Source organism: Streptomyces sp. NPDC085524, from assembly GCF_044541755.1.
Classification (GTDB): Bacteria; Actinomycetota; Actinomycetes; order Streptomycetales; family Streptomycetaceae; genus Streptomyces.
Map to the genome: position 1 here is coordinate 183,663 of NZ_JBITTH010000016.1, position 12,492 is coordinate 196,154.

Below are 12,492 nucleotides of genomic sequence, written 5' to 3' on the forward strand. Positions count from 1 at the left end.
AACCGGGCCGTTGCCCGGCCGTCGCTACGGGGTGCGCGCCGGAGCCCACTGTTCGAGCAGCGCCTCCGTCGTGGTGATGGCCGCGACCAGCCCGAGGGAGTTGCGGATCACCTCGGCCGTGCAGGAGGCGGGCACCCCGGCGATGGCGTCGGCCGGGACGACCACCTGGTAGCCGAGGTTCACCGCGTCGAAGACGGTGTTCGGGATGGCGATGTTGGAGGAGACCCCGGTGACGACGAGGGTGCGGATGCCGAGGTTGCGCAGCAGCGGGTCGAGGTCGGTTCCTGCCATCGGGGAGAGCCCGTGGAGCCGGCGGACCACCAGGTCCTCGTCGGCCACGGTGACGGGCGCCGCGACCTCCACGGCCCTGCTCCCGGTCAGCTGACGGACCGGCAGCTTCCCCGCCGCCCGGAACAGCCGCGCGTTGGTGTTCGCCCCGCGCCCGTCCGGCCGCCGCTCCGCCACCGCGTGCAGCACCTGTACGCCGGCCCCGCGCGCGGCGTCGGCCAGTGCGGCCACCCGCTCCAGCATCCCGGAGTCCCGGGCCTCCTTGGCGAGTTCGGGCAGCGCGCTCTCCTCGCCGACCACCCCGTTCTGGCATTCGACGGTGAGCAGTGCGGTGGTGGCGGGATCGAGTTCCTGCATGGCTCCCCCTGGCGTGACGGCCCGACAGCCCGCATGATTCCTGACACACAGTCAGATGTGAAGGGGTGCGGTACGGATGGACGAGGCACGCTCGGCAACGGAACAGCGGCGGGGCCGCCGCATCATGATGAGCGACGCGGAGGTGGACGCCTTCCTGCGCGAGCAGCGCACCTGCCGGGTGGCCACGGTCTCCGCGGACGGCCGTCCGCACGTGGGCGCGCTGTGGTTCGCCTGGGACGGCACCTCGCTGTGGCTGTACTCGATCACCCGCAGCCGGCGCTGGTCCGACCTGCGCAAGGACCCGCGGATCTCGGTGGTCGTGGACTCGGGCGAGGCGTACGACGAGCTGCGCGGCGTGGAACTCTCCGGCACCGCCGTCTTCGTGGGCGAGGCCCCGCGCACCGGCGAGCCGTGCCCGGAGCTGGCGGAGGCCGAGCGGATCTTTCCGGCCAAGAACTTCGGCCTCGACGAGATGCCGCACGACGGCCGGCACGCCTGGATCCGGCTCACCCCGGAGTCCGTCGTCTCCTGGGACTTCCGCAAGCTGTAGCGGCGCCCCGCGCGCGGCTACCCGATTCCGGCGGCCACTTCCCGCAGGGCCTCCGCGGCGGCCCGGATGGAGGGCCGCCGGTCGGCGTCCGCGCGCCAGACCGCGTACACGTGGCGGCGCACGGTGTCGCAGACCGGGAGCAGCCGGACCCCCGGCGGCACCGGTCCGCGGCCCAGCTTCGGCGCCACGCACACGCCGAGCCCGGCCTCCACGAAGGCGAGCTGGGTGTGGTGCTCCTCGGCGATGTGCGCGATGCGCGGCTCGATCCCCGTATCGCGCAGGGTGAAGACCAGCCATTCGTGGCAGAACTGGCCCTCGTTCCAGGAGATCCAGTCGTCGTCGGCGAACTCGGCGAGCGAGATCTGCTCCCGGCCGGCCAGCCGGTGGCCCGCCGGGACGGCGATGTCGACGGAGTCGTCGAGCAGGTGGGTCCTGGTGAGCTCGGCGGGGACCGGCATGCGCTTGGTGTGCCAGTCGATGGCGAGGGCCATGTCGAGGTCCCCGCGCACGACCGCCGCCATGCTCTCCTCCGGCTCCTGCTCGCGCACCCGGACCCGCAGCTCCGGATGGTCCGCGCGCAGGGCGGACAGCACCTGGGGCAGCAGACCGCGCATGGCCGTCGGGAAGGCGCCGATCCGCAGCTCGCCGACGGCGCAGCCCCGCTGGGCCTCGACATCGGCCTGGGCGAGCTCCACCTGGGAGATGATCCTCGCGGCGTGGTCGGCGAGCAGTCGCCCGGCGTCGGTGAGCCGGACCCCGCGGCCGTTCCTGGCCAGCAGCGGCTGGCCGATCTCCCGCTCCAGCTTGGCCATCTGCTGGGACACGGCGGAGGTCGTGACGTGGAGGCCGTCGGCCGCACCGCTGACCGAGCCGTGGCGGGCGAGGGCGTCGAGGGTGCGCAGGCGCTCCAGGTTCAACATGTAAGCGATGCTACGGCGTCACACCCACGAAGTCTCGCTTGTCCTACGAAGTCGAGACGCGCACAGTAAGTGCCATGAGCGCACCCCCAGCCCCGCGGCCCACCCTCCCGACCACCTCCGCCACCGCCACCGCCACCACCGCCACCACCAGCGCCGTCCGCCGGGTGCGTCTCCTCGACTGGCGGGTCCGCTTCGCGATCCTCTCGGTCATCTGGGGCTTCAGCTTCCTCCTGATCAAGGTGGGTACGGAGGCCTACGCGCCCTTCCAGGTGGCGCTGGGCCGGGTCCTGTTCGGCGCGCTCGCCCTCCTTGCGGTCCTGCTGGTGCGCCGTGAGCCGCTCCCCCGCGGGCTGCGCACCTGGGGCCACCTCTTCGTGGCGGCGCTCCTGCTCAACACGGCCCCCTTCTCGCTCTTCGCGTACGCGGAGCTGAGCATCCCGTCGAGCCTGGCCGGCATCTGCAACGCCACCTCCCCGCTGTGGGGCATGGCGCTGTCGCTGGTCGCGCTGTCCGAGGACCGCCCGACGCGGCGCCGCTTCGCCGGGCTGGGGCTGGGCTTCCTGGGCGTCCTCACGGTCCTCGGCGCCTGGCAGGGCTTCTCGGGGGTCGACGCCAAGGGCACCGCGTTCGCCCTGCTGGCCTCGCTCTGCTACCCCATCGGCTGGATCTACGTCCGCCGCACCCTGGCCGGCACACCGGGCTCCCCGGTGGCCCTGACCGGTGGCCAGCTGCTGCTCTCCACCCTCCAGCTCGCCCTGGTCAGCTCCCTGTTCAGCACCGCCCCGGCGTCCTTCCCGCTCTGGCCGACCCTGTCGGTGATCGCCCTGGGCGCCCTCGGCACGGGCATGGCCCTGCAGATGCAGTACGGCCTGGTGACGGAGGTCGGCCCGACCACCGCGCAGATGGTCACGTACTTCATCCCGGTCGTGGCCACGACGGCGGGCGTCCTGGTCCTCGGCGAACAGCTCCACTGGAACACCCCGGCCGGCGCCGCGATCATCCTGGCGGGCGCCGCACTCACCCAGGCGCGGCGCGCCACCCCCGGCCCCTCCGACGGGTGAGGAGAAGCCCCGTCGGGTGCGGGGCGCGGGTCCCCGGACCCGACGGGGCCGTGCCCCGCGGTCAGACCGACCGGCCGCCCCCCGACGGGCGGACCGCTGCGGCGACCGCGTCCGCCAGGGCCGGGGCGTCCGCCACCGACAGCGCCGAGACGGTGAGGCGGATGCCCGGACCCGACTCCACCCGGTAGCGGGAGCCCGGCGCCACCGCCCACCCCGCCGCCAGCAGCCCGGCCACCACCGCGGTCTCGCCGACCCCTGCCAAGGGCACCCAGACGTTCAGCCCGCTCCGCCCGTGCGCCCGCACCCCCCGCTGCCGCAGCGCCTCGATCACCGCGTTCCGCCGCTCGTCGTAGGCGCGGGACACCGCCGCACGGTCCACCGCCCCCGAGGACCACAGGTCCGCCACCGCGTACTGGAGCAGCCGGCTCACCCACCCCGGGCCAAGCCGCTGCCGCCCGCGCACCCGGTCCAGCGTCACGGCGTCACCCGTGAGCACCGCGAGCCGCAGGTCCGGCCCGTACGCCTTGGCCGCGGACCGCGTCACCGCCCAGTGCCGGGTCACCCCGCCCAGGGAATGGAGCGGCCGGTCCACGATGCCGTGGCCGTGGTCGTCGTCGATCACCAGCACCTCCGGGTGGTCCGCCAGCAGCGCCCGCAGCTCCGCCGCCCGCTCCGCGCCCAGCACCGCCCCGGTCGGGTTCTGCGCCCGCGGGGTGACCACCAGCGCCCGCGCCCCGGCCGCCAGCGCCCGTGCCGCCGCGTCGGTCTGCGGGCCGTCGTCGTCGACGGCCACCGGCAGCACCCGCAGCCCGAGCGCCGCGGCCAGGTCCAGCACGCTCCCCCACCCCGGGTCCTCGACCGCCACCGCGTCCCCCGGCCGCAGATGCGCGGCCAGCACCCGCTCGATCCCGTCCAGCGCACCCGAGGTCACCGCCACCGGCCCGGCGGGCACCCCGTCCGCGTCGAGATCCGCCCGGGCCAGGCGCGCGAGCTCCGGCACCACCGGATCCTCCCCGTAGAGGGTCGGCTCCTGCGCGTACCGCCGGGCTGCGGAGGCCAGGGCCCCGTCCAGGGCGGGGAGCAGCGACACGTCCGGGTTGCCCGAGCCGAGGTCCCGTACGCCCGCAGGCACCGCCATCGGGGCCGCGTCCCGGGGCGCGCTCGACGGGCGGGCCCGTACCCGGCTGCCGCGCCGCCCGTCGGTCTCGATGACCCCGCGCTCGCGCAGCGTCCGGTACGCGGCCGCGACGGTGTTGGGGTTCACCCCCAGCTCACCCGCCAGCTCCCGCATCGGCGGCAACAGCGATCCGGGCGCGAGCGCCCCCGATCCGACGCCCGCTTCGACACTGGCCGCGATATCCGATGCGCGGCGTCCTTCGATCCGATAATCTCCTAGCACAAAGCCAATTATGCACTAGTACAACGGAGCGCGCACGATGACCACGACCCCCGCGACAGAGACGGCGTACGAGCCCACCGACCGCACCGTGCCCACACGCTCCCGGGACCGGGCTCGCTACGACCGCGAGACGGTGCACTCGATACTCGACCAGGCCTACATCTGCCACCTCGGCTTCGTCCGCGACGGCGCCCCCGTGGTCCTGCCCACGCTCTTCGCCCGCGTCGGCGAGGCCCTCTACATCCACGGCTCCACCGGCTCCCGCCCGCTGCTCGCGGCGGGCAAGCCCGACCCGGGGCTCGCCGTCTGCGTGACGGTGACCCACGTCGACGGCCTGGTACTGGCCCGCTCGGCCTTCCACCACTCGCTCAACTACCGCTCGGTGGTGGCGCACGGCACCGCCTACCAGGTCACCGACGAGGCGGAGCGCCGGCTCGCCCTCGACGCCCTCGTCGACCACGTCGTACCGGGCCGCTCCGCCGACTCCCGGCCCGCCAACGCGAAGGAACTCGCCGCCACGGCCGTGATCCGCCTGGACCTGGACGAGGTGTCCGCGAAGCTCCGCACGGGCGGCCCGAACGACGACGCCGAGGACCTGGACCTGCCGTACTGGACGGGCGTGGTCCCCGTCGCACCGGCGTACGGAGCCCCCGTGCCCGCCGCGGACCTGGCCCCCGGCATCGCCGTCCCGGACTACATCACCGCGCTCTGAGGACGCTCCCGCACCGCGGCGGGCCCGGCCGCCACCGGTCCGGGCCCGGCCGCCGGACGGCGGGATTCCGCCGCGATCAGCGCGCCCACCGCCGTCAGCAGCAGTACGGTTCCCAGCACCACGGCGCCGGTCAGCCGCTCGCCCAGTACCAGCACGGCGATGGCCGCCGCGCTCACCGGCTCGATCAGCATGATCACGGAGACGGTCGCGGCCCGCACCGCGGCCGCGCCGGTGAAGTAGAGCACGTACGCGAGCGCCGTCGGCACGAGGGCGACGTACACCAGCAGCCAGAGGACCCGCCCGGGCTCGGCGGTGTGCGGCAGCAGTCCCTCCGCCCAGGCGAGGGGCAGCAGGGCGACCGCGCCCACCGCCACCGACCAGGCGGTGGTCACCAGGGGGTCCCCGCTCGCCCCGCGCTGCCCGAGCCAGCGGGCCCGCAGGGTCATGGACGCGTACCCGGCGGCGGACAGCAGCGCCCAGCCGACGCCGAGGGGCCGCACCTCGCCGCCCCCGCTGCCCAGCACCAGAACGGCCAGTCCGGCCAGCGCCCCGCAGACCGCGGCCAGGCCGCCGCGGCCGAGCCGCTCACCCATCCAGTACCGGGCCCCGAGGGCGATGAGCACCGGTCCGGCGCCGAGCGTGACGACGGTGCCGACGGCGAGGCCTGTCTCGCGGACGGCGGCGAAGTAGGCGGCCTGGAAGAGGGTGAACAGCAGCCCGGTCCCGATCAGCGAGGCCTTGGAGGGGCGTGGCCGCCCGTCGTCCGCCCGGCGGCGCCCGCGCACGGCGAGGACCCCGAGCAGCACCACGAGCCCGCCCGCGCACCGCCAGAACGACAGGGAGAGCGGGCCGAGGTCACTGGCCAGGAAGAGGAGGGAAGCGGCCGCCCCGGCGGTGCCCCAGGCGGCTCCGGCGATGACGAGGTACAGCAGGCTGCGCCCGGCATTGGGCGAATGGTTCGACACGTGGATCTCCGCGCATGCGTGAAGGATGAGGAAAGCAGGTCATCGCTTCGCGGGCAGCGCGCATCGGCCCGGGGGATCCCCGGGCGCTCTGTTGGTGAAGGTGCCGCCCGCGCCTAGGCGGCGGGAGGCGGAAGCACGGTCGAATGCATGCGGGTCACCCTAGGCCCTCGTCGTCTCGCGGTCCAGGACCACCGCTTCGGCCGGAGCCTCCGCGGGCGCCGGCCTCGAGGACTGCGCGATGAACGCACCGCCCAGCACCAGCCCCCCGCCGACGATCTGCCAGGTGGAGAGGTGCTCGCCGAGCAGGATCCAGGCCAGCACGGTGGCGACGACGGCTTCGAGGAAGGCCACGACGCCCGCGATCTGCGGCGAGAGCCTGCGCACGGAGACGACGCCGGTCAGGTACGCGAACACGGTCGCGATCAGCACCACCCAGCCGAGCAGCACCCCGGCGGGCACCGTGGTGTCACCGAGGGCCGCCTCCCCGCCCAGCACCTGCCAGTCGATCTCCCACGGCCGGGCGATGGCGGTCATCACGAGCGCACCGACGACCAGGCCGTACGCCGCCACCCCGAGCGGGTCCGGGGCGTCGTCCCCCTCGGAACCCTGGTCGGCGAAGATGAAGTACGAGGCCTGGCACAGGGCTGCGCAGAGGCCGAAGACCACGCCGAGCAGGTCCAGCCGCAGCCCGGCCCAGATCTCGACCACGCAGGCCAGCCCCGCGACGGCCACGGCCGCACCGGCGGCGGCGCCCCTGGTCACGGGCTTGCGCTGGACGAAGCGTATGTAGCCGAGCAGCAGCGCCGGTCCCAGGTACTCCAGGAGCAGGGCCACGCCGACGGGAATCCGGGACAGCGAAGCGAAGTAGAAGGCCTGGACGCCCGCGACGGCGACCAGCCCGAAGCCCGCGAGCAGTGCGGGTTTGCGCCGCACCAGACCGCGGTGGCGCCAGGCCAGCGGGGACAGCACGAGAGCGGCCCCGGCCACCCTGAGCCAGACCATCTGGAGAGGGTCCAGACCCGCCTCGATCAGCGGCTTCGCCGCCACGCCGGAACTACCGAATGCCACCGCCGAGACGAGGGCGAGGCCCAGTCCGGCGTTCTTCCCTGCCGCTTGCATCGGGCCATCATGACAGGGCCGGTCAGGAGCGCCACGGGCGTGACACCTGTTGAGACGCAGTCGATACCCCCGCCGCCGGCCCACCCGCCCACACCGCCGAGATCTGACAGGTCGTCAGTATTGAATGTTCCGCCCTCCGGGGCTACGTTCCGCCGCACGTACCCGACGAGAAGGGGTGGTCGCATGGCCGAAGTCACCGCGGAATCACGCATCGAGGCGTCCGCCGCGAAGGTCTGGTCCCAGCTGACGGACTGGGACGCGTACGGCCAGTGGAGCATGACCCACACGAACTTCCCGAAGGGCGGACCCGAGACCCTCGCCGTCGGATCCACCTTCGCCGAGAACATGAAGATGATGGGTTTCCCGGCCGAGGTCGTCTGGACCGTCTCCGAGCTGGAGGACGAGCGCGTCTTCGCGATCACCGGCAAGGGGCCGATGGGCGTGGCCGTGCTGACCCGGTACACGCTGACCCCGGACGGCGGAGCCACCACCGTCCGCATCGACGGCGAGTTCACGGGCGCCGCCGTCTCCCTGATGGCCGGCAAGCTCAAGGACTCGGCGACCGCCGCGCTGAACGAGTCCCTGCGCAAGCTGGCCGGCCTGGTCGTCTGACCCCGTCGCCGGAACGCCGGAGCGCCCCGCGAGAGGACTCGCGGGGCGCTCTGCGTGCACCCCGGGCCTCGGGCCCGGAGCGCGGCCGGTCAGTGCTCGTCGGCCAGGATGAGGTAGAGCTTCTTGCGGGCGTCGTTGATGACGGCGAGGGCCTTCTCCCGCTGTTCGGGCGTGCCGGTCTTGAAGACCTGCCCGAAGGCCTCCATCAGGCCGACCCCGGCCGTCCGGACCTCGTGCATCGCCTCGAAGTCGAAGCCGCGCCCGGCATCCTCCCAGGGGGCGTCCGGGCCCGATTCGGCCTCGGTGCGGCCGGCGTCGGTGAGCGTGAACAGCTTCTTGCCGCCCTCGCTCTCGCTGACGATCAGTCCCTCGTCCTCGAGCAGCTGGAGGGTCGGGTAGACCGAGCCGGGGCTGGGCTTCCACGCCCCGCCGCTGCGCTCGCCGATCTCCTGGATCATCTCGTAGCCGTGCATCGGCCGGTCGGCGAGCAGCGCCAGGATCGAGGCGCGCACGTCACCGCGCCGGGCCCTGCCGCGCGGTCCGCCACGGCCACCGCGCCCGCCGAAGGGCCCGCCGCCGAAGGGAGGCCCGAACGGGCCGAAGGCGGCGCGCAGCCCCCTGAACTCCTCCCGACGATCGGGCCCGCAGTGGCCGTGGCCCCGTCCGTGCTCATGTCCGTGGCCGTGGCCGTGTTCGTGCTGTCCGCGTGAACGCATGACTGCGCTCCTTCCGTCACTTCGTAGTGGTTCGTACTGGTTCATCGGTTTTCCGATGTCTCTACTATCGATGACCGATCGCGATGCGTCAACGATATATCGGAAACTTCTTCACCGAAGGGGTGTAGGGTCCACGTCGATTGAACGCGTTCAACAAGCGTGCAGGGGGCTCTCACCATGGGAAATCGCAGGGGCACCACCGGACGGCGGACCACGGACGCCTGGAGCGGAATCGCACCGGGCGCCGAGACCGTGGGAGGAGCGGCACTGCTCTGCGCGGCGTTCTACGCACAGCTCGCCGCGCTCGCGGGAGAGCCCTACGGCCGGGGTTACGGCGGCGGAATCGCCGTACTCTTCTGGCTCTTCGTCATGTGCGTCATCGGCCCGTTCATCGCGCTCGGCCTGGGCTACGTGCACAGCCTGCTCTTCACCACGCCGGTCATGGCGGCCTCGAACCTCGCGGGCGTGCGCACCCGCGTCTCCGCGCCCTACTGGGCCGCGCCCACGGCCGCCCTGATCGCGGCCGGGTACGCCGTACCGCTCTCCCTGCTCGCCGACGCCTCGTACGCGGCCGCGTTCGGCTGGATCGCGGCCGTAGGGGCGCCGCCCGTGGTGGTGGCGGTGTTCGCGCGGATGCGCCAGGTACCGAGGGGCACGGTGCGTCGTCGGGCGGTGGCGCCGATCGCGGTCGCGGTGGTCGCCACCTTCTTCATCGGCGTCGATGTTCCGGCGTACCAGCCGCCGGTCCTCGGGCGCGCCGACTACATCGGCGAGTGGGCGGGCGACCACGTCCGCCTGGAACTCGGCCCGCAGGGCGAGGCGGTGGTCCGCCGGCTGCCGGTCCACGACGGGTTCGAGGTCGTGAGCCACTGTTCGGGCCGCGGGACGTGGAAGCCCGTGGAACAGGCGTACGGCGACCGGGCGGGCGTGGCCCTGGCCGTCCCCGGCTGCGAACGCGCGGAGCTGACCTGGCAGGTGGCGGGCACGGCCCAGCGCCCGGAGCTGTTCGTACTCATGGGCGACCCGGACGACGGGGAAACCGCCGTACTGCGCAAGCAGGCCGGGTAGCTGGGGCAGGGCCAGGCCCGGGCCGGCCGGGGCCGGAAGAGCCGGCCCTTCCGGCCCCGCGCGACACCAGGCCAGTCACCCCGCATTGGCCTTTGTCGGTGATCAAGGATCCGTCCTACCGTCGGGAACATGCGCATCCGAATCGTCGACGCCTTCACCGACCGTCCCTTCCACGGGAACCCCGCCGGAGTCCTGATCCTCGACGGCGGCTTCCCGCCGGACGCCTGGCTCCAGCAGGTCGCCTCCGAGATGAACCTCTCCGAGACCGCCTTCGCCCACCCGCTGCCGCCCGGCGGCGACGCCGACTGGGCGCTGCGCTGGTTCACCCCGGCCGCCGAGGTGGACATGTGCGGGCACGCCACGCTCGCCACGGCACACGTACTGGCCGCGAACGGGCTCGCCAAGGGGCTGATCCGCTTCACCGCCCGCTGCGGCATCCTCACCGCCGAGACCGCCGAGGACGGCACCGTCACCCTGGACTTCCCGACGTCCTCGCTGACCCCCGTCCCGGCGCCGACCGCGGTCGACCACGCGCTCGGCGGCGCGCCGATCCTCTCCATGCACGACACCGCCTCGCACATCGGCGACCTGCTGATCGAGCTCGCCGACGAGCAGACCGTGCGCGAGCTGGAGCCGGACCACGCCGCACTGCAGGCCTTCGCCAAGCGCGGGGTGATCGTCACCGCGCCCGCCGAGGACCCCTCCCGCGGGTACGACTTCGTCTCGCGGGGCTTCTTCCCCGCCTTCGGCATCGACGAGGACCCGGTCACGGGCAGCGCCCACACCGCGCTCGCCCCGTTCTGGGCGCAGCGCCTGGGCCGGGACGAGCTGACCGGCCTCCAGGGCGGCGCCCGCCAGGGACTGGTCAAGGTCACCCTGGCCGGCGAGCGCACCCTGCTGACCGGGCACGCGGTCACCGTCCTCGACGGGGAGCTCCTCGCGGCCCCGCCCGCGGAGCCGGGGACCGAACCCGCGGAGTGACGACGGGGCACGGGCACGGGCACGGGCCGGCCCTGCGCTGCCGGGACCTGCCCGGCCCGGTCAGCCCTTCGGCCGCGCCTTGGCCCGCGCCTTCGCCTCCGCCTTCGCGCGGGCGGCCTTCCGCCGCTCGTCCTCGTGCTCGATCCAGGCGGCCGAGTCGATCCGCTTGCGGTAGACCTGTGCGGGCTCCGCCGCGCCCAGGTGCACCGTCCAGACCCACAGGACGGCCGACACGACGAAGAAGACACCCGCCAGCCCCAGATAGGAGGCGATCTCCTCGGACTCGGAGGCGCCCTCCTGGTGCGCGAAGCCGGGCACCCCGGCGACGAGCGCGTTCACCCACCACGCGAGCGCCCCGTTGAACAGGACGAGGGAGATCCAGTAGACGACGCGCACGGTCTTCGCCGGGCCGCTCGCCTCCCCCAGCAGCAGGAGGCGCCGCAGTGTGACCGGCCCCGTCCGGTGGCGGCCCCCCGTGTCCTCCTTGGCCCGCCGCACCGATGCGTAGCACTCGTCCAGCCACTGGCCCGGCTCCGGGTCGGGTGCCGGTGAGTCGGTCGGTGCCATCTCCTTGGCCTGGATCCAGCCGTTGAGGAACTGGATCTCCAGCTGGGCCTTCTCCAGCCGCCTGCGGTAGTGGTGGTCGCTGCTGCGCGCCTCGCGACGGTCGCGGATGAGGAGGCTGATCCCGCCCACCAGGCCGGTGACCACCGGCACGAAGAACGGCGCGAACTGCACCACGGAGTCCAGAACAGCCACCGCGCGCGCCTCCTCACTCCCCCCTTCAGCGTCGCACCGCTGCCGCGCCCGCCCCCTCCCGGCGGGGCCGATCGGGTGGCCCGCGCCCGGTCAGGGCGTCGGCAGCCAGCCCACCTTGCCGGCGAGGAGCGCGTACCCGCCGAAGGCCACGATGTCGAGCAGGGCGTGCGCGACGACGAGCGGCCCCACCCGCCCCCAGCGGCGGTAGGCGAGCACGAAGACGACGCCCATCACCATGTTGCCGATGAAGCCGCCGACGCCCTGGTAGAGGTGGTACGAGCCGCGCAGCACCGAGCTGGCGAGCAGCGCGGCCATCGGCGACCAGCCCAGCTGACCGAGTCTGCGCAGCAGGTAGGCCAGCACGATGACCTCCTCCACCACGGCGTTCTGCACCGCGGAGAGGATCAGCACGGGGAACTTCCACCACACGTCGGGCAGCGCCTCCGGCACCACCGTGAGGTTGGCGCCGCTCGCCCGCGCCGCCAGGTAGAAGGCGAGTCCCGCGCTCCCGATCCCGGCCGCGACGAGCGCGCCCCGGCCCAGGTCCCACCAGGGCCGGGTGCGGTCGAAGCCGAGCACCCGCAGCCCGGGCGCGCCCTCGCGCGTCAGGAAGTGCGCCACGAGCAGGACGGGGACGAGCGCGGTCGCGATCCCGAAGAGCTGCCAGGCCAGGTCCAGCCAGGGCCGGCCCGGGGCGTGGGAGCCGTTGAGGGTGGCGGCCTGGTCCTTGAGCCCGCCGGGCTTGGTGAGCGATCCGATGAAGCTGATCAGCGAGGAGAAGGCGCTCGCCCCCAGGGACAGCGCGAGGACGAGCAGCGTCTCCGTCCGCAGGAGGCCGCGCCGCCCCTCTCCGCGCAGTTCCACGTCCACCGGCTCCGGCTCCACCCGCACGCCCGACTCCCGTCCCTGCCGCCCTGTTCCGACCATCCCCATACTGCCTCCTCCGCGGCGGAACGGGATCACGGAACCCGGGGCGGCCCGGCAG

14 protein-coding genes are annotated in these 12,492 nt (G+C 73.7%); 6 read left to right on the forward strand and 8 right to left on the reverse strand.

What is annotated here, in order from left to right; translation table 11 throughout:
* Nucleotides 1–24 precede the first annotated feature (24 nt).
* Complete coding sequence (locus tag ACIGFK_RS24820) at nt 25–645, reverse strand: cysteine hydrolase (RefSeq protein ID WP_376658184.1); 621 nt, start codon at nt 643–645, stop codon at nt 25–27.
* Between the two features lie 76 nt (nt 646–721).
* Here ACIGFK_RS24820 and ACIGFK_RS24825 point away from each other — a divergent pair, with 76 nt between their 5' ends.
* Entirely contained in the window at nt 722–1,195 is a 474-nt protein-coding gene (locus ACIGFK_RS24825) for a pyridoxamine 5'-phosphate oxidase family protein (RefSeq protein ID WP_386466890.1), read from the forward strand.
* Between the two features lie 17 nt (nt 1,196–1,212).
* Here the strand turns inward: ACIGFK_RS24825 and ACIGFK_RS24830 are convergent, their stop codons facing one another.
* Nucleotides 1,213–2,115, reverse strand: a complete 903-nt coding sequence (locus tag ACIGFK_RS24830) for a LysR substrate-binding domain-containing protein (protein WP_376658182.1) — start codon at nt 2,113–2,115, stop codon at nt 1,213–1,215.
* 74 nt (nt 2,116–2,189) lie between these two features.
* Between ACIGFK_RS24830 and ACIGFK_RS24835 the strand changes: the two genes are divergently transcribed.
* Entirely contained in the window at nt 2,190–3,176 is a 987-nt protein-coding gene (locus ACIGFK_RS24835) for a DMT family transporter (RefSeq protein WP_376658181.1), read from the forward strand.
* A 61-nt stretch (nt 3,177–3,237) separates the two neighbouring features.
* Here the strand turns inward: ACIGFK_RS24835 and ACIGFK_RS24840 are convergent, their stop codons facing one another.
* A complete protein-coding gene (locus tag ACIGFK_RS24840; protein WP_386466884.1) occupies nt 3,238–4,575 on the reverse strand; it encodes an aminotransferase class I/II-fold pyridoxal phosphate-dependent enzyme in 1,338 nt (445 codons plus the stop codon).
* Between the two features lie 37 nt (nt 4,576–4,612).
* On the opposite strand from ACIGFK_RS24840, the gene ACIGFK_RS24845 reads away from it, so the two are divergent.
* Nucleotides 4,613–5,287 (forward strand): pyridoxamine 5'-phosphate oxidase family protein, encoded by a 675-nt coding sequence (locus ACIGFK_RS24845; RefSeq protein WP_376658179.1) that lies wholly within the window; start codon nt 4,613–4,615, stop codon nt 5,285–5,287.
* Here ACIGFK_RS24845 and ACIGFK_RS24850 read toward each other — a convergent pair.
* Nucleotides 5,269–6,252 carry a DMT family transporter gene (locus ACIGFK_RS24850; RefSeq protein ID WP_400053626.1) on the reverse strand — a complete coding sequence of 328 codons (984 nt, stop codon included), beginning with the start codon at nt 6,250–6,252 and terminating at the stop codon, nt 5,269–5,271. The two genes, ACIGFK_RS24845 and ACIGFK_RS24850, sit on opposite strands and share 19 nt — an antisense overlap.
* A gap of 159 nt (nt 6,253–6,411) precedes the next feature.
* Complete coding sequence (locus ACIGFK_RS24855; RefSeq protein ID WP_376658177.1) at nt 6,412–7,371, reverse strand: DMT family transporter; 960 nt, start codon at nt 7,369–7,371, stop codon at nt 6,412–6,414.
* Between the two features lie 183 nt (nt 7,372–7,554).
* On the opposite strand from ACIGFK_RS24855, the gene ACIGFK_RS24860 reads away from it, so the two are divergent.
* Nucleotides 7,555–7,983, forward strand: a complete 429-nt coding sequence (locus ACIGFK_RS24860) for an SRPBCC family protein (RefSeq protein WP_376658176.1) — start codon at nt 7,555–7,557, stop codon at nt 7,981–7,983.
* A gap of 89 nt (nt 7,984–8,072) precedes the next feature.
* Here ACIGFK_RS24860 and ACIGFK_RS24865 read toward each other — a convergent pair whose 3' ends face one another.
* Nucleotides 8,073–8,699, reverse strand: a complete 627-nt coding sequence (locus tag ACIGFK_RS24865) for a PadR family transcriptional regulator (RefSeq protein WP_376658175.1) — start codon at nt 8,697–8,699, stop codon at nt 8,073–8,075.
* Nucleotides 8,700–8,876: 177 nt separating this feature from the next.
* Here ACIGFK_RS24865 and ACIGFK_RS24870 point away from each other — a divergent pair, with 177 nt between their 5' ends.
* Both ACIGFK_RS24870 and ACIGFK_RS24875 read left to right on the forward strand, forming a co-directional pair.
* Nucleotides 8,877–9,767: a hypothetical protein gene (locus ACIGFK_RS24870; RefSeq protein ID WP_400053629.1), complete on the forward strand. Its 891-nt coding sequence runs from the start codon at nt 8,877–8,879 to the stop codon at nt 9,765–9,767.
* Between the two features lie 129 nt (nt 9,768–9,896).
* A complete protein-coding gene (locus ACIGFK_RS24875) occupies nt 9,897–10,748 on the forward strand; it encodes a PhzF family phenazine biosynthesis protein (RefSeq protein WP_400053631.1) in 852 nt (283 codons plus the stop codon).
* Nucleotides 10,749–10,808: 60 nt separating this feature from the next.
* On the opposite strand, the gene ACIGFK_RS24880 is transcribed toward ACIGFK_RS24875, so the two are convergent.
* Together ACIGFK_RS24880 and ACIGFK_RS24885 are read right to left on the reverse strand one after the other, a co-directional pair.
* Nucleotides 10,809–11,507: a hypothetical protein gene (locus ACIGFK_RS24880; RefSeq protein WP_376658172.1), complete on the reverse strand. Its 699-nt coding sequence runs from the start codon at nt 11,505–11,507 to the stop codon at nt 10,809–10,811.
* 90 nt (nt 11,508–11,597) lie between these two features.
* Entirely contained in the window at nt 11,598–12,434 is an 837-nt protein-coding gene (locus tag ACIGFK_RS24885; RefSeq protein ID WP_376658171.1) for a CPBP family intramembrane glutamic endopeptidase, read from the reverse strand.
* Between the last annotated feature and the right edge of the window lie 58 nt (nt 12,435–12,492).